This is a genomic window from Salipiger sp. 1_MG-2023, assembly GCF_030547555.1.
Taxonomy (GTDB): Bacteria; Pseudomonadota; Alphaproteobacteria; order Rhodobacterales; family Rhodobacteraceae; genus Salipiger.
This window is the reverse complement of the sequence record NZ_JAUOQN010000002.1, coordinates 46,974-61,215: the sequence shown is the minus strand read 5'-3', so window position 1 is coordinate 61,215 and position 14,242 is coordinate 46,974. Positions and strand designations below refer to the sequence as shown.

13 protein-coding genes are annotated in these 14,242 nt (G+C 67.0%); 6 read left to right on the top strand and 7 right to left on the bottom strand.

What is annotated here, in order from left to right:
• Positions 1-21 precede the first annotated feature (21 nt).
• From Q4543_RS01570 to Q4543_RS01550, 5 genes are all read right to left on the bottom strand, one after another.
• A complete protein-coding gene (locus tag Q4543_RS01570; RefSeq protein WP_216002271.1) occupies positions 22-948 on the bottom strand; it encodes an electron transfer flavoprotein subunit alpha/FixB family protein in 927 nt (308 codons plus the stop codon).
• Positions 948-1,706, bottom strand: coding sequence for an electron transfer flavoprotein subunit beta/FixA family protein (locus Q4543_RS01565; RefSeq protein ID WP_303435938.1), 759 nt, complete (start codon positions 1,704-1,706; stop codon positions 948-950). Before Q4543_RS01565 ends, Q4543_RS01570 begins: the two co-directional genes overlap by 1 nt.
• 194 nt (positions 1,707-1,900) lie before the next feature.
• Positions 1,901-3,019: a M48 family metallopeptidase gene (locus Q4543_RS01560; RefSeq protein ID WP_303435937.1), complete on the bottom strand. Its 1,119-nt coding sequence runs from the start codon at positions 3,017-3,019 to the stop codon at positions 1,901-1,903.
• Positions 3,019-4,251 (bottom strand): DUF898 family protein, encoded by a 1,233-nt coding sequence (locus Q4543_RS01555; RefSeq protein ID WP_303435936.1) that lies wholly within the window; start codon positions 4,249-4,251, stop codon positions 3,019-3,021. The genes Q4543_RS01560 and Q4543_RS01555 overlap by 1 nt, the downstream gene beginning before the upstream one ends.
• 67 nt (positions 4,252-4,318) lie before the next feature.
• Positions 4,319-6,631, bottom strand: coding sequence for a DNA topoisomerase IV subunit A (locus tag Q4543_RS01550; RefSeq protein ID WP_303435935.1), 2,313 nt, complete (start codon positions 6,629-6,631; stop codon positions 4,319-4,321).
• Positions 6,632-6,813: 182 nt separating this feature from the next.
• Between Q4543_RS01550 and Q4543_RS01545 the strand changes: the two genes are divergently transcribed.
• The 4 genes from Q4543_RS01545 to Q4543_RS01530 all read left to right on the top strand — a co-directional run bounded on the left by Q4543_RS01545 (position 6,814) and on the right by Q4543_RS01530 (position 9,145).
• On the top strand, positions 6,814-7,401 hold the full coding sequence (locus tag Q4543_RS01545) for an SH3 domain-containing protein (RefSeq protein ID WP_303435933.1): 588 nt from the start codon (positions 6,814-6,816) through the stop codon (positions 7,399-7,401).
• 63 nt (positions 7,402-7,464) lie between these two features.
• Positions 7,465-8,298, top strand: coding sequence for an SDR family NAD(P)-dependent oxidoreductase (locus Q4543_RS01540; protein WP_303435932.1), 834 nt, complete (start codon positions 7,465-7,467; stop codon positions 8,296-8,298).
• A gap of 67 nt (positions 8,299-8,365) precedes the next feature.
• Positions 8,366-8,569, top strand: coding sequence for a twin transmembrane helix small protein (locus Q4543_RS01535; RefSeq protein ID WP_216002327.1), 204 nt, complete (start codon positions 8,366-8,368; stop codon positions 8,567-8,569).
• 3 nt (positions 8,570-8,572) lie between these two features.
• Entirely contained in the window at positions 8,573-9,145 is a 573-nt protein-coding gene (locus Q4543_RS01530) for a cob(I)yrinic acid a,c-diamide adenosyltransferase (protein WP_303435931.1), read from the top strand.
• 351 nt (positions 9,146-9,496) lie between these two features.
• Here the strand turns inward: Q4543_RS01530 and acpS are convergent, their stop codons facing one another.
• A complete protein-coding gene (gene acpS, locus Q4543_RS01525) occupies positions 9,497-9,901 on the bottom strand; it encodes a holo-ACP synthase (RefSeq protein ID WP_216002279.1) in 405 nt (134 codons plus the stop codon).
• Entirely contained in the window at positions 9,898-10,662 is a 765-nt protein-coding gene (locus tag Q4543_RS01520; RefSeq protein ID WP_303435930.1) for a pyridoxine 5'-phosphate synthase, read from the bottom strand. The genes acpS and Q4543_RS01520 overlap by 4 nt, the downstream gene beginning before the upstream one ends.
• 154 nt (positions 10,663-10,816) lie before the next feature.
• Between Q4543_RS01520 and Q4543_RS01515 the strand changes: the two genes are divergently transcribed.
• Both Q4543_RS01515 and Q4543_RS01510 read left to right on the top strand, forming a co-directional pair.
• Positions 10,817-12,460: an ABC transporter ATP-binding protein/permease gene (locus Q4543_RS01515; RefSeq protein WP_303435929.1), complete on the top strand. Its 1,644-nt coding sequence runs from the start codon at positions 10,817-10,819 to the stop codon at positions 12,458-12,460.
• Complete coding sequence (locus tag Q4543_RS01510) at positions 12,457-14,118, top strand: amino acid ABC transporter ATP-binding/permease protein (protein ID WP_303435928.1); 1,662 nt, start codon at positions 12,457-12,459, stop codon at positions 14,116-14,118. Before Q4543_RS01515 ends, Q4543_RS01510 begins: the two co-directional genes overlap by 4 nt.
• The last annotated feature ends 124 nt before the right edge of the window (positions 14,119-14,242 follow it).

Below are 14,242 nucleotides of genomic sequence, written 5' to 3'. Positions count from 1 at the left end.
TTGTATGGTGATCGGCAGGGATCAGACCTTGTCGGTCATCTCCGGCACGGCTGCGAACAGGTCGGCGACAAGGCCGAAATCGGCGACCTGAAAGATCGGCGCTTCCTCGTCCTTGTTGATCGCGACGATGACCTTGCTGTCCTTCATCCCGGCGAGGTGCTGGATCGCACCCGAGATGCCGCAGGCAACATACAGGTCCGGCGCCACGACCTTGCCGGTCTGGCCGACCTGCCAGTCGTTCGGCGCAAAGCCCGAATCGACCGCCGCGCGCGAGGCGCCCACCGCCGCGCCCAGCTTGTCGGCCAGCGCTTCGATGATCTTGAAGTTTTCGTCAGAGCCAACGCCGCGTCCGCCGGACACCACGATCTTGGCCGAGGTCAGCTCGGGGCGATCGCTTGCGGCGACCTTGTCTTCGATCCATTCCGACAGCGCCGGGTTTTCGCCCGCAGCGATGTCTTCGACCGGTGCCGCGCCGCCGGTGGCTGCCGCGTCAAAGGTCGAGGTGCGGAAGCTCACAACCTTGGTCGCATCCTTGGATTTGATGGTCTGCATGGCGTTGCCGGCGTAGACCGGGCGCTCGAACGTGTCGGCGTCGATGGCTTTGGTCGCATCGGTGATGACCATCACGTCCAGCAGCGCGGCGACGCGCGGAAGGATGTTCTTGGCATCGGTCGTGGCCGGGGCCACGATATGCGAATAATCGCCTGCCAGCGATACGATCAGCGCCGACACCGGCTCGGCCAGACGGTGGCTGTAAAGCGCATCCTCGGCGCAGAGCACCTTTGCCACGCCCGTGATGGTCGCGGCCTCGGCAGCAGCGTCCTTGGCCGACGAGCCGATGCACAGCACGGTGACATCGCCCAGAGGCGCACAGGCCGTCACGGTCTTGGCGGTTGCATCCATCGACAGCGCGCCATCGGTGATTTCAGCAAGAAGAAGAACAGACATCAGATCACCCCCGCATCTTTGAGTTTGCCGACCAGTTCGTCGACCGATCCGACCTTGATGCCAGCGGCGCGGGCCGCGGGCTCGGCGGTGGTCACGATTTCAAGCCGGGGCGAGACATCGACGCCGTAATCGGCGGCGGTCTTCTGCTCCAGCGGCTTTTTCTTTGCCTTCATGATGTTGGGCAGCGAGGCATAGCGCGGCTCGTTGAGGCGAAGGTCGGCGGTAACGATGGCCGGAAGCGTGACCTTGATGGTCTGCAAGCCGCCGTCGACCTCGCGGGCGACAATTGCCGCGCCGTCTTCAACCGCCAGCGTGTTGGCGTTGGTCGCCTGCGCAAAGCCGGTCAGCGCCGCCAGCATCTGCCCCGTGGCGCCCAGATCGTTGTCGATGGCCTGCTTGCCGCAGATCACGAGGCCGGGCTCTTCTTCCTTGACGATGGCGGCAAGGATCTTGGCCACGGCGAGCGGTTCGATATCGTTGTGAACGTCATCGGCGGCCACCACGAGGATCGCCCGGTCGGCGCCCATCGCCAGCGCGGTGCGCAGCGTTTCCTGCGCCTTGTCGATGCCGATCGACACGGCGATCACCTCGGTCGCCTTGCCGGCCTCCTTGAGGCGGATGGCTTCCTCGACGGCGATCTCGTCGAAGGGGTTCATCGACATCTTGACGTTGGCCAGATCGACACCGGAACCATCCGCCTTGACGCGGACCTTTACGTTGTAGTCGATCACGCGTTTGACAGGTACGAGCACCTTCATCGGCGAGTTTCTCCCTATAACCGTCGCGGCGGGCGCGACTCCCGAAACAATCTTTGGACGGTTGATAACGAACCGGGCTCGGGTAAAACAGTACCAATACGACATGTTAGCGTAAAAGGGACGCCGCGTCGCAATCTCGCGCGACCTTTGTCGCGGTTTGTCGGGCCTGCGATCCTTGTGCAGACGCGCCCGGCTCAGCCGCAGATGCTGCGCAGCGCCTGCCACTGGGCCGCGTCCAGCACCGGGCCGAGGGCCTCGCCCGGCGCGGCCGCGTTGGCGGCGTCGATGCGGGATGACAGCTGCGGATGCGACAGGAAATGCGCCATCGGCCCGCTGGTGTCGCCATGGCGCTCGCGGAACATCTCGAACATGTCGCCAAGGGCCGAGGGCGGCAGCCCGGCCTGCGCCAGCGCGTCGAGCGCATAGGCATCGGCGGCGCTTTCGGCATTTTGCCCGTAGCTTGCGTTGATCAGCCGCTGCGCCACACCCGCAATGGCCGCGCCGCCGGTCACATCGCCCAGCAGCAGCCCCAAAAGACCGACCGAGCCCGCGGCGCGCAACGCCTCGCGCGTCGGGTCGCGGTGCACCACATGGCCGATCTCATGCGCCAGCACGGCAGCGACGCCGTCGGGCGAATCGGCCGCCTCGATCAAACCGCGCAGCAGCACGACCTGCCCGCCGGGCACCGCAAAGGCATTGACCATGCCGTGATCGATCACGCTGATTTGTAGCGGATAGCCCAGATCCTGCCCCTGTGTCAGGCGCGTCACCATCGCGTCCAGCGCAGCGCGGCCTTCGGGGGCGGTGCAATCCAGCCCGTCCAGCTCGGAGCCGCCGAGAAGCCGTTCCATCTGCGCCTTGACGCTGCGACCAAATGCGATCTCGCGCTCCATCGGCAGCAGGCGCGCCATGGTGCCAGCCAGCGCAGGCAGGATGACGAAGAGCATCAGCGCCACCGCCGCAAGCGCCGCCATGCCGCGCAGTGCGATGCGCCGTGCGGTGCCGCGCGTTACGTCGCGCCGGTCCAGCCCGGGGCGGGTGCGCTGCAGCCACTGCGCCAGTGCGGCATCGTCGATCACCAGTCGGGCGGCATCGCGTGGCTGCTCGTCTTTGCTGTCCTGATGACGGGTCAGCACCAGCTGGTCGGCGTCGGCGTGATCCCGCAGGCGGCGCAGGTCGGCGAGCGGCCACAGCAGCGGGGCGGGCAGGGTGCTGCCCTCGATCCGCAGCGCAAGATCGTGGCGCGCCAAGCTGACCGTCACCGCGTGGCGGCGCGCCGAGTGCCCGTCATAGAGATGCGCCGCGCCTTGCATCACAACGCCCCGCCAAGATCGAGCGCATCGGCAAAGCCTTCGGCATCGGCGCCCGGATCGGCGGCGCGCTGGTGGATCTCGTCCAGCGCGGAAATGTTGTGGAGTGTCAGCGTGGTGACGTAATGTTTCAGGATCGGCTGCACGATGGCGGCCAGCGCCCCGGCCTGCGTTGCCGCCAGCGTCAGCAGGTAGCCAAGCGCCGCCAGCACGATCGGCAGGAACAGGTGATCACCGTTGCCTGTCTCGACCGCAAAGCCCGAGCCTGCCAGCAAGGCTGCGACCGTGCCGCCGATGATCCCGGTCGCGACCGACAGCGCGACGGCCAGAACGATGCTGCCAACCACCCATGCAAGGATCACCGTCTTTGTCTCGGGCTGGGCGTCGAATGTGACGCGCCGGCCCAGCGTTTTGTGGCGGGTCAGATAGGCAAAGCTCTGCACCCGCCACGAGATCACGCCGATGGGAAACCACACCAGACCCACGGCAAAGGCCGCGTAACCGATGATCAGCGCGGGCTGGTCGGTCGCCATCCCGATTGATCCGGTCAGCAGCCCGCCCAGCACCAGCGCCAGCCCGATCAGCAGATGTTTCATCTGACGGTACATCCCGGTCCAGCTGCCGTGCTGTTCAAAGCGGGCATCGCCGAACCAGCTGCGCTCGGTCATGTATTTTTCCAGCCGGAAGGTCATCAGCGGTAGTAGCGCCCCAAGGCTGACAAGCGTCAGCGCCCAGTAGCCCATGGCGCGAAACGCATAGCCCCATGCGGCCTTGTCCATGCCACAGCGGATGCCACGCCAGCGGGTGCGGGCCAGCCGGTAGCGCCGGGCGCGGTATTGCGCAAAGAACACCAGCGGCGTCACCGCCAGCGCCGAAACCGACAGGCCCATCCCCTGAAGCATCGCCTGCTCGGGCGTTTCGGGGTCGGCAAAGATCGTCATGCCGAACCAGACCAGCAGCAGTTGCAGCACCCCGAGGTAGACCGCAAGGATCACCACCGCCATCAGGAAACCCAGGAATTTCTCCAGCCCGGTGCCGGTGTATTCGAACCGGGTGCCATCCAGCCGGGTTGCCGACCACGTGTAGCGCCGGATGCGGGTCTTGGCCCAGAAGCGGTAGATGCCCAAGGTCAACAGCGTCAGCAGCGAGGTGCGCAGGGCGAGCCAGAACAGCGTTTTGCCGTCTCCGGTGTATTCGCCAATGGCGTGATCGGGCACCGGGGGGGCTTCGGTCATGGCACTGCCTTTCCGGGCGGGGGCCGCCGCTGGTCAAACGGGCCCGGCCCCGCCCGGTCAGGCGGGGTCAGGTGAAGGTGTTGTCGCGTGGGAAGCCTCGCGGGGCCATGCGCCCCGAAGTGGCGCGCTTGGCAAGCCATTCGTCAAGGTTGCTTTCCGTGCGGGTGCGCCCGGCAGGGTCGCGCCACGACAGGCCCACGGCAAAGTTGAAGGTCGTCGCATCCGACATCCCTCCGTCTTTGTATTTCTGCAACCGAACGCCCTTGCCGCGGCTCATCTCGGGCAGTTCCTCGAGCATGAACACCAGCACCTTGCGATTGTCGCCAACCACCGCCACCGCATCGCCGTTGACCGGCTTGCACACGCGCGCCACTGCCGGAGCCTTGACGTTGATGACCTGCTTGCCGGCGCGGGTCTGCGCCACCACCTCGTTTTCGGAAACGACGAATCCATCGCCCGCCGAAGAGGCCAGCAGCAGCCGCCGGTCCGGCTGGTGGATGAAGATGTCGACGATCTCGGCCTCGTTCGGCAGATCGACCATCAGCCGCAGCGGCTCGCCCATGCCGCGCCCGCCGGGCAAGTTGGCCGCGGTGATCGTGTAGAATCGCCCGTTCGACGCGAACACCAGCAGCTTGTCGGTGGTTTCGGCGTGGAAGGTAAAGCGCGGGCCGTCGCCGTCCTTGAATTTCAGCTCGCGGTCCAGCGCGATATGGCCGGTCATCGCCCGGATCCAGCCCATTTTCGAACAGACCACGGTGATCGGCTCGCGCTCGATCAGGGCCTCGATCGGCACGTCTTCGGTCTCGCCCGCCTCGGCGAACGAGGTCAGCCGCTGGCCGCGCGCGTAATCCTTGGTGAAGCTTTTCCTGACGTCGCGCAGCTGTTCCGAGATGCGCTTCCACTGCAATTCGTCCGAGGCGAGCAGCGTTTCGAGCCCCTCGCGTTCGGCCTTGAGCGCGTCGCGCTCGCGCACCAGCTCCATCTCTTCGAGACGGCGCAGAGAGCGCAGGCGCATGTTGAGGATCGCCTCGGTCTGCACTTCGCTCAGCACGATCTCGGCCGACGGGTCGGCGCGGGGCGCGACGTAATCTTTCTCGTCCATGGCGCGGGCATGGGTCTTGGCCCAGTCCTCGCGCATCAGCGCCGCCTTTGGGTCATCGTCGTAGCGGATGATGTCGATCACCCGGTCGAGATTGAGGAAGGCGATGATCAGCCCTTCGAGCACTTCGAGCCGGTGGTCGATCTTTTCCATCCGGTGCTGCGAGCGGCGGCACAGCACGTCGCGCCGGAAATCAAGGAACGCCCGCAGCACTTCCTTGAGCGAGCAGACCTTTGGCGTCAGCCCGTCGATCAGCACGTTCATGTTCAGCGAAAAGCGGATTTCCAGATCCGAATGGCGGAACAGCATGTTCATCAGCACGTCGGGATCGACGTTGCGGGTCTTGGGTTCCAGCACCATGCGGATGTCTTCGGCGGATTCATCGCGAATATCGCCCAGAATCGGCACTTTGCGGGTCTGGATCAACTCGGCCAGCCGCTCGACCAGCTTGGATTTCTGAACCTGATAGGGAATCTCGGTGACCACGATCTGCCACTGGCCACGGCCCAGATCCTCGACATACCAGCGCGCACGTAGCCGGATCGAGCCGCGCCCGGTGCTATAGGCCTGCGCGATGTTCTCGGGCGGCTCGACGATGACGCCGCCGGTGGGGAAATCGGGGCCGGGCACGTGCTGCAGCAGCGAATCGTCCACCGCGTTGGGATGCTTGATCAGATGCAGGCAGGCGTTGATCAGCTCGCCGATATTGTGCGGCGGAATGTTGGTGGCCATGCCCACCGCGATGCCGCTTGACCCGTTGGCCAGCAGGTTCGGGTAAGAGGCGGGCAGCACGATCGGCTCTTCGAGGCGGCCATCGTAATTGGGGCGGAAATCGACGGCGTTCTCGTCAAGCCCCTCCAGCAGCGCCTCGGCCATGATGGTCATGCGCGCTTCGGTGTAGCGCGAGGCGGCGGGGTTGTCGCCGTCGATATTGCCGAAATTTCCCTGACCGTTGACCAGCGGATAGCGGATGGTGAAATCCTGCGCGAGTCGCGCCATAGCGTCGTAGATCGCCGCGTCACCATGGGGATGGAAGTCCCCCATCGTGTCTCCGCTGATTTTTGCCGATTTCAGGAAGCCACCGGCGGAACCAAGCCGAAGCCTGCGCATTGCATAAAGGATACGGCGATGAACGGGCTTGAGCCCATCGCGGGCGTCTGGAAGCGCCCGGTTCATAATCGTCGACAGCGCGTAGGTCAGGTAGCGCTCGCCAATGGCACGGCGCAGCGGCTCGGCCACGTTCCTGGGGTTCATATTGGGGTCATCGACGATGTCATTCATAGAGGTTGTGATACAAGCGCGCGGCGGGGCGGACAAGCGATCCAGACCGGCGCGTGACGATTTTTCCGAACGCGGCTTTGATCACAAGCCTGTGTGCTGTACTATGCCCGCCATGTTTTGCCGTCTGCCTGTGGTTGGCGGCCTGTTTGTTGGTTGCCTGCCGCTGGGGGGCGGTTTTTGATATGAAAAGCTTTATTTTCCTGACCTTCGCCTTTCTTGCTCTGGCTTGGTACCAGATGTCCGGCGGCGCTGATTTCAACGCCGATCGCAGCGCGGCCGCCGCCGTGGCGCGCTCGCCCGAGGTTGCCCGCGCCGATACCTCCGCTGCGCCGCTGGTAACCGTCGCCGCGCCGGCTGCGGGCGTGGTGCTGGCCTCGGCCCGCGCCGTGCCTGCCGGGCAAGCTGTGGCAGAGCCCGCCGTCGACAGGGCAAAGGCCGCCCCCGCCGCGCAAAAGCTTGATGTGACGCTGGCGTCTGCGGCGCGCATTCCGCTGGCCCGTCCGTCGGATGCGATGATCGCCAAGCTTGCCGCGCGCGAGACCAAGAGCGACGCCAACCCCGACCCCATGCGCGATCTGCACCGGGTCACCGGCTCGGTGGTGAACATGCGCAGCGGTCCGGGAACGGCGTATCACGTGGTCGACCAGCTGCGCCGCAATGCCGTGGTCGAGGTGGTGTCGGAAAATATCGATGGCTGGGTCAAGCTGCGCAGCGTCGACGGCGCGCGGGTCGGCTGGATGTCGAACCGCTTCCTTGACGCCGTGAACTGATCCGCTTGCGCCGCCTGTCGGCCTGCCCTACGCCGGAAGGCAATCGCAACAAGGGGCAGGGGCATGGCCGAAAGATCGGTTCTGATCACCGGGTGTTCTTCGGGGATAGGATATGATGCGGCGCACGGGCTGCGGGATCGGGGCTGGAGGGTGTTTGCATCTTGCCGTCAGGATGCCGACTGTGCGCGGCTGCGCGCCGATGGGTTCGACAGCCCCCGCCTTGATTATGCCGACGAGGCGAGCATCCATGCCGCGCTGGACGAGGTGCTGAGTGCCACCGGCGGCAGGCTGGATGCGCTGTATAACAACGGAGCCTTTGCCTGCCCCGGCGCGGTCGAGGATCTGCCGACGCAGGCCTTGCGTGAGCTGTTCGAAGCCAATCTCTTTGGCTGGCACACGCTGACGCGGGCGGTGATCCCGGTGATGCGCAAACAGGGGCAGGGGCGGATCGTCAACTGCTCCTCGGTGCTTGGGCTGATGCCGTTGCATTGGCGCGGCGCCTATGTGGCGTCGAAATTCGCACTCGAAGGGCTGACGGACGTGCTGCGCCTTGAACTGCGCGACACCGAGATCAAGGTGATCCTGATCGAGCCGGGGCCGATTACGTCAAAAATCCGCGCCAATTCCGTGCCGCATTTCGAAAAATGGATCGACTGGCGCGGCTCTGTCCGCGCGGCGCAATACGAGGCATCGCTGGTGCCGCGCCTCTACGCGCCGCCCGCCAAGGACAGATTCGAGCTGCACCCCTCGGCGGTGACCTCGAAACTGGTGACGGCGCTGGAACATCCCAATCCCAAGCCGCGCTATTACGTGACCTTTCCAACCCATCTGATGGGGCGGCTGCGGCGCATCCTGCCGACGGTGGCGCTGGACTGGCTGATCGACCGGCAGAGATAAGCCGGGTTCGCTTTTGCGCCGCGCCGGGTTATGTCTGCGCAAAGCGCCCGTGGGAGGAGACGCCATGCTGAGGGAAGACCCGCTGTTCCTTGTGATCGCGACGATCATGCTGATCGTCGTCGCGATCCTGCTGTTTGGCATCGGCAGCTTTGCCCGGGGCGGAGAGTTCAACAAGAAATACGCAAACAAGGCGATGCGCTGGCGCATCATCGCGCAATTCGTGGCGGTGGTGGCGATCGTGATCTTCGTGCTGTTGCGCAGAGGAGGCTGACCGATGGTCGTTCTGAACAAGATCTACACCCGCACCGGAGACAAGGGCGAAACCGCGCTGGTAGATGGTGCGCGGGTGCCGAAATACCACGCGCGCGTCGAGGCATACGGCACGGTTGACGAGCTGAACGCGGTGATCGGCATCACCCGGCTGCATTGCCCCCCCGAGATGGACGCGGCGCTGTCGCGCATTCAGAACGATTTGTTTGATCTGGGGTCCGATCTTGGTCGTCCGGACATGGCGAAGGATGCCGAGTCCGAATATCCGGTGCTGCGCATCGTCGCCGCACAGGTGGAGCGGCTTGAATCCGAGATCGACGCGATGATCGCCCGGCTCGAACCGCTGCGCAGCTTCGTGCTGCCGGGCGGATCGGCGGCAGCGGCGCATCTGCACCAGTGCCGCACCGTGGGCCGCCGGGCCGAGCGCCGCGCGGTGGAACTCGCCGCACAGGACGAGGCCAACGAGCACGCGGTGAAATATCTCAATCGCCTCAGCGACTGGTTCTTTGTCGCCTCGCGGATCTGTAACGACGACGGCCGCGCCGACGTGTTGTGGGTTCCGGGGGCGAACCGCTGAAAGCGGCGGGGCGTCCAGCGGACGGCCCGGCCCCCGGAAGCGCCATCTGGCGCAGGCCCGCGAGGGCGGGGGCGAACCGCTGAAAGCGGCGGGGCGTCCAGCGGACGGCCCGGCCCCCGGAAGCGCCATCTGGCGCAGGCCCGCGAGGGCGGGGGCGAACCGCTGAAAGCGGCGGGGCGTCCAGCGGACGGCCCGGCCCCCGGAAGCGCCATCCGGCACAGGCCCGCAAGGGCGAGGCGCTGACAGCGGCGGAGCGTACAGTGGACTGTCCGGCCCCCGGAAGCGCGGGCTCGACGTCGGGCAGGGCCGCTACCAGCCTGTCAGGGCGCGCGTCACCCGGACTGTGATCGGCTAGGGCCGAACCGGGCGCGCCTCGATCACCACGAAAGCCTGCGCCCAGGGGTGATCGTCGGTCAGGGTGACATGGACAATGGCTTCGTGCCCCGGCGGGGTCATCTGCTCCAGCCGCTCTTGCGCCCAGCCGGTCAGTGCCATCACCGGCTGCCCGGTATCTAGGTTACTGACCGCCATGTCTTTCCACGCGATGCCCATGCGCAGCCCGGTGCCAAGCGCCTTGGAACACGCCTCCTTGGCGGCCCAGCGTTTGGCATAGGTTCCGGCCACGTCGGCGCGCCGCTCGGCCTTGCGCTGTTCGATATCGGTGAAGACGCGATTGCGAAACCGATCGCCGAACCGGTCGAGCGTTCCGGCGATGCGGTCGATATTGGCCAGATCGGTGCCGATCCCGAGGATCATTGTGCGGACAGTCCGCGCGCCTCGTCCATCAGGCGGCGCATCTCGGTGATGGCCGGGGCGAGGCCCTTGAACAGCGCCTCGGCGATCAGGAAATGGCCGATGTTGAGCTCCATCACCTCGGGGAAGGCCGCAATCGGCTGCACCGTCTCGTAGGTCAGCCCATGCCCGGCGTGCACCTCGAGCCCGAGCGAATGGGCATAGGCGGTCATCTCGCGCAGGCGCGTCAGTTCTTCGTCGCGTTCGGCAAAGCGGCCCTCGGCATGCAGATCGCAGTAATGCCCGGTGTGCAATTCGACCACCTGCGCCCCGATGCGGGCCGAGGCCGTCACCTGCGCCTCGTCAGCGCCGATGAACATCGACACCCGGCAGCCGGCCTCGCGCAGCGGGGCGATGAACGCCGCCAGCCGGTTGTCATCGCGCGCAACGTCCAGACCGCCCTCGGTGGTGCGCTCTTCGCGCTTTTCGGGCACGATGCAGACGGCGTGCGGCTTGTGGCGCAGGGCGATGGCCTGCATTTCGCCGGTTGCGGCCATCTCGAAATTCAGCGGCAGGGTCAGGGTTTCCATCAGCCCGTCGATATCCGCATCCGAGATATGGCGGCGGTCTTCGCGCAGATGGGCGGTGATGCCGTCGGCGCCCGCCTCTTGCGCAAGCTTTGCCGCGCGCAGCGGGCAGGGATAGGCGCTGCCACGGGCGTTGCGCACGGTGGCGACGTGGTCGATGTTGACGCCAAGCCTCAGGCGTCCGGCGAAATCGGTCATTCTTACGGTCTCCGCAGGTCTGCGCGGCGAACCCTAGCGGCGAAGTGTGCCAGAGAAAACCGGTTTCACGCGGGGGTGCGGCACCATGGCGATTTGCGCGCGGCGTGTGCCGCGGGCTAAGACCGGGGCAAAGAACGCGCGTACGGGGACCGCCTTGGCCAGAACATCATCGCCGGACCGCCTGCTGACGGCAGAGGCGCAAACGGGTTTGTCGCGCGCGGCGCGGCTGTCGGCGTTGGCCGCGGCGTTGTGGCCGCTGCAGGCGCTGGCGCTGGCCATCGGCATCGGCGGCTGGGTATCGGGCGCTGGCGCTGGGCACACGCTCGCCTGCGCGGCGGCGTTCGCGGCGCTGGGGCTGGTCCGGGCGCTGATCGACCGGCTGGCGGCGCGGCTTGCCTTTCGCACCGCCGATGGTGTCATCCACAACCTGCGCGCCGATCTGCTCGACCGTGAGTCGCTGCGCCCCGGCGGCGCGTCCTCAGCGGCGCTGGCGGCGATCTTGACGGAAAAGCTTGCGCTTCTGGGGCCGTGGATCACCCGTTACCGCCCCGCCATGGCGCGCTGCCAGCTTGTGCCGCCGGTGATTCTTGCGCTGGCTTTCTGGCAAAGCTGGGCGGTGGGGGTGATCCTTCTGGTGAGCGGCCCGCTGATCCCGCTGTTCATGGCGCTGGTCGGCATCGCCGCGAAAAGCGCCAGCGAAAAGCAGATGGTCGAGATCGGCGCGATGAACACGCTGCTGATCGATCGTATCGCCGCCTTGCCCGACATCCTGCTGCTCAACGCCGCAGAGGCCTCGCGCGCCGCGTTCGAGGCGCGGGCCGAGGGGCTGCGCATACGCACCATGGGGGTGCTGCGCGTGGCGTTTCTCAGCTCGACGATGCTCGAGCTGTTTTCGGCGCTTGGGGTGGCGCTGGTGGCGGTTTACGTTGGCTTTACCCTGCTCGGAGAGCTGAGCTTTGGCGCTTGGGGGCAGGGGCTGTCTCTGACACAGGGCGTGTTCCTGCTGCTGCTTGCCCCGGAGTATTTCCAGCCGCTGCGCGATCTGGCCGCGGCATGGCACGACAAGGCCGCCGCCGAGGCGGTGGCCGATGAACTTGACGCGCTGGCGCAGGATGACACCGCGCCGGTGCTGGGGCAGGGCGCGCGCTCTGCGCCGCTGGTCGGGCCTGCGTCGGTGGCATTGCAGGGCGTGACGGTGCGGCGCGGCGCGGTGCTGGCACTGCCGGATATCGACATCGCGGCGGGAAGCAGTGTCGCGCTCTGGGGGCCAAGCGGGGTGGGCAAATCCACCGCGCTCGATCTGTTTGCAGGGCTGCTGACCCCGGCCAGCGGCGCGGTGGCGGTCGCCGGTCAGCCGCTGAACGACGAAATCGCCGACGCATGGCGCGCCCGGATCGCCTATGTGCCGCAGGCGGTGCATGTGCCCGACATGACGCTGCGCCGGTTTCTCGATCCGCACCAGACGGGCGCGGATCTGGGCACGGCGCTGCGGCTGGCCCGCGCGGGCGGCATCGTCGAGGCGCTGCCCGAAGGGCTGGACACCGTGCTGGGCGAAACCGGCGCTGGCGTCTCCGGCGGCGAGGCGCGCCGGCTGCTGATCGCCCGCGCCTTCCTGACCGGCGCAGACGTGATCCTTGCCGACGAGCCGACCGCCGATCTCGACGCAACCAACGGCGCGGCGATCATCGCGGCACTGGTGGATCTGGCAACCGCCGGGCGCACCGTTATCGTCGCCACCCACGACCCGGCGCTGGCCGATGCAATGGGGCGGGTGATCCGCTTTGGAGAGGACGCATGAGGCAACTCTGGCAGGTTCTGAGATTGCTCTGGAAGGCCGAACCATGGGCGATGTGGCGCGGGGCGGCGCTCGCCGTGGCGGTGCTGGGGATGGGCGCGGCGCTGCTCGGCCTTTCGGGCTGGTTCATCACCGCGACCGGTATTGCCGGGGTGGCTGTGGGCATCGCCTTCGATGTGTTCCGGCCCTCGGCGGGGGTGCGGTTTCTGGCGCTGGGCCGGGCAGGGGCGCGCTATGGCGAACGCTTGCTGACCCATGACGCCACGCTGCGGGCGCTGGCGCGGCTGCGGGTGACGCTGCTGGCGCGGCTCGAAGGTTACGCAATGCCGGACCTGCGGCGCCTGCGCGGCGCGGCGGCGCTGACCCGGATCACCGCGGATGTGGATGCGCTGGATGGCGTGGTGCTGCGGCTGGCGTTGCCGGTCGCGGCGGCGCTGATCACCCATGCGGGGGCGTTCGTGGCGTTGTGGGCGCTAACCTCGCACGCCATCGCCGCGTCGGTTGCGCTGGGCTATCTGATCGGCGGCGGGGTGGTGCTCTGGCGTGTCGGGCGCGCGACGCTGGACCCGTCGAGCCGCGCCGAGGCGGCGATGCAGGCGCTGCGGCAGGGGGCGATCGGCCTGTTTCGCGGACGGCGCGAGGCGATCCTGCAAGGCACCCTGCCACGCTGGCGCGCCGCGCTGGATGCATCCGAGGCCGAGGCCCGCGCCGCGATGGATCGGCTCGATGCCATCGACACCGGGGCAGGGATGATCCTGAGCGCCATCGTCGCGCTGGTCACCGCCAGCGCCTTTGCGCTGGCTGGGCTGCTGGTGGCGCGCGACGCGCTTGATCCGGCGCTGGCGGCGATTGGTGTCTTTGTGGCGCTGGCGCTGGCGGAAACACTGGTGCCCCTGCGCCGGGGCATGGCCGAGATCGGCCGGATGCGCGACGCCGCCGCCCGTGTCATGGCCGAACCTGCGCCCCATGCCTTGCCTCAGCGCAGCAGCCCGGCGTTGCCCGCCGTTCCGGGCACGGTGCTTGAGGTGCGCAACCTGTCGCTGGCCCGGCCCGGCTGGACGCGGCTGTTGCTGCACGATCTGTCATTCCACGTCATGCCGGGCGAAACGCTGGCCCTTCGCGGTGAAAGCGGCGTGGGCAAGTCGACGCTTTTCGATGTGCTGGCCGGGCTGGCACCGGCCACGGCGGGCGAGGCGCTGCTGCTGGGCACGCCAGTCGAAAGCCACGGCGCGCTGCGCGACACCCTGCTGCTGGTGCCGCAACGCGCGGCGCTGCTGTCGGGGACGATCTTCGAAAACCTCGCGCTGGCCGCGCCCGGCCTGAGCGAAGATGCCGCATGGGCTGCGTTGCGCGCCGTGGCGCTTGGCGATGACATCGCGGCGCGCGGTGGCCTTGGCGCGGTTCTGGGCGAAGGCGGCGCTGGGCTTTCGGGCGGTCAGGCCCGGCGGCTGGTTCTGGCCCGCGCGATCCTGCGCCGCCCCGCGCTGCTGCTGCTTGACGAACCGACCGAAGGGCTAGACGGGGCGACAGCGCGCCAAGTCCTTGCCGGAATTCGAGACTTTTTGCCGCAGGCCGCCATTGTCACCGCGTCACACCGGCTGGCAGAGCTGGAAACAGCCGATCATGTGCTTTCGCTGGAAAGTTACATTCACGTTTCCTGATGGTCTTGATGCAGATCAATCCGCATCCCGGCCGACCGGTCTAGCAGGGGCTTAAATCTGACTCTGCGCCACAGCAATCGACGTGAAGCTCAGGAAGACGTTCTGCGGCACAGCACAGCGCGCC

What these genes read in the sequence shown, in the direction of transcription:
- acpS (WP_216002279.1), bottom strand. Translation starts at nt 9,901, where the DNA reads ATGATCCTCGGGATCGGCACCGATCTGGCCAATATCGACCGCATCGCC.
- Q4543_RS01550 (WP_303435935.1), bottom strand. Translation starts at nt 6,631, where the DNA reads ATGAATGACATCGTCGATGACCCCAATATGAACCCCAGGAACGTGGCC.
- Q4543_RS01560 (WP_303435937.1), bottom strand. Translation starts at nt 3,019, where the DNA reads ATGCAAGGCGCGGCGCATCTCTATGACGGGCACTCGGCGCGCCGCCAC.
- Q4543_RS01555 (WP_303435936.1), bottom strand. Translation starts at nt 4,251, where the DNA reads ATGACCGAAGCCCCCCCGGTGCCCGATCACGCCATTGGCGAATACACC.
- Q4543_RS01510 (WP_303435928.1), top strand. Translation starts at nt 12,457, where the DNA reads ATGAGGCAACTCTGGCAGGTTCTGAGATTGCTCTGGAAGGCCGAACCA.
- Q4543_RS01570 (WP_216002271.1), bottom strand. Translation starts at nt 948, where the DNA reads ATGTCTGTTCTTCTTCTTGCTGAAATCACCGATGGCGCGCTGTCGATG.
- Q4543_RS01520 (WP_303435930.1), bottom strand. Translation starts at nt 10,662, where the DNA reads ATGACCGATTTCGCCGGACGCCTGAGGCTTGGCGTCAACATCGACCAC.
- Q4543_RS01565 (WP_303435938.1), bottom strand. Translation starts at nt 1,706, where the DNA reads ATGAAGGTGCTCGTACCTGTCAAACGCGTGATCGACTACAACGTAAAG.
- Q4543_RS01530 (WP_303435931.1), top strand. Translation starts at nt 8,573, where the DNA reads ATGGTCGTTCTGAACAAGATCTACACCCGCACCGGAGACAAGGGCGAA.
- Q4543_RS01545 (WP_303435933.1), top strand. Translation starts at nt 6,814, where the DNA reads ATGAAAAGCTTTATTTTCCTGACCTTCGCCTTTCTTGCTCTGGCTTGG.
- Q4543_RS01540 (WP_303435932.1), top strand. Translation starts at nt 7,465, where the DNA reads ATGGCCGAAAGATCGGTTCTGATCACCGGGTGTTCTTCGGGGATAGGA.